The sequence below is a fragment of the Microbacterium sp. B19 genome (genome assembly GCF_000333395.1).
GTDB lineage: Bacteria > Actinomycetota > Actinomycetes > Actinomycetales > Microbacteriaceae > Microbacterium.
In genome coordinates this window covers 1-1,294 of record NZ_BADA01000405.1, presented here as the reverse complement: position 1 = coordinate 1,294, position 1,294 = coordinate 1, and the positions used below count along the sequence as shown (strand labels likewise).

Genomic DNA, 1,294 nt, shown 5'->3' with positions numbered 1-1,294 from the left:
GGGTGCCGTCGCGCGGCAGCTCGACGTACTCCACGAGGTCGAGGTCGGGGTTGAGGCCCGAGAACACCAGGCCCGCGTCGCTCAGCTGCTGACGGTACGAGTTGTTGACCTCGTAGCGGTGACGGTGGCGCTCGGAGACGCGGTTGGCGCCGTACACCTCGGCCGCGAGCGAGCCCTCCGCGAGATCGGCCGGGTACAGGCCCAGGCGCATCGTGCCGCCGAGGTCGCCGCTCTGCAGGATGTCGATCTGCTCCGCCATCGTCGCGACGACGGGGTGCACGGTGTCGGGGTCGAACTCGCTGGACGACGCACCCTCGAGCCCGGCGACGGTGCGCGCGTACTCGATGACCATGCACTGCAGGCCCAGGCAGATGCCGAGCGTCGGGATGCCCTGCTCACGCGCGAAACGGAGCGCGCCGAGCTTGCCCTCGATCCCCCGGATGCCGAACCCGCCCGGGACGATGATGCCGTCGACCGTCGACAGCGCCTTGGCCGCCCCCTCGGGGGTCTCGCACAGGTCGGACGGGATCCAGGTGATCTTGACGTGCGTCTCCTGGGCGAAGCCTCCGGCCTTGATCGCCTCGGTCACCGACAGGTACGCATCCGGGAGGTCGATGTACTTGCCGACGAGGCCGATCGTGACCTCGTGCTTGGGGTTGTGCACCGCCTGCAGCACCCGCTGCCAGCGCGACCAGTCGACGTCGGCGGCCTTGTCGATGCCGAGCGCGTCGACGATGTAGGAGTCGAGACCCTGGTCGTGCAGCATCGTCGGGATGTCGTAGATGCTCGGCACGTCGACCGCGTTGACGACGGCGTCCTCGTCGACGTCGCACATGAGCGCGATCTTGCGCTTGTTCGACTCGGTGACGGGACGGTCGCTGCGGAGCACGAGCGCGTCGGGCTGGATGCCGATCGACCGCAGGGCCGCGACGGAGTGCTGCGTGGGCTTGGTCTTCTGCTCGCCGGAGGCGCCCATGAACGGCACGAGCGACACGTGCACGAAGAACACGTTCTTGCGGCCGAGTTCGTGACGGATTTGACGCGCGGACTCGATGAAGGGCTGGGACTCGATGTCGCCCACCGTGCCACCGATCTCGGTGATGATCACGTCGGGCTGGGGCGTCCCCGTCGCCTGCAGGCGCATGCGGCGCTTGATCTCGTCGGTGATGTGCGGGATGACCTGCACGGTGTCGCCCAGGTATTCGCCACGCCGCTCGCGCGCGATCACCTGCGAGTAGATCTGGCCGGTCGTGACGTTCGCGGCCTGGCTCAGCTCGATGTCGAGGAAGCGCTC

The 1,294-nt window shown here is 68.4% G+C and carries 1 protein-coding gene; it reads right to left on the bottom strand.

Features of this window, described 5'->3' with window-relative positions:
• On the bottom strand, window positions 1-1,294 hold a 1,294-nt coding region (locus I5G_RS14330; protein WP_022879670.1), incomplete at both ends, for a CTP synthase.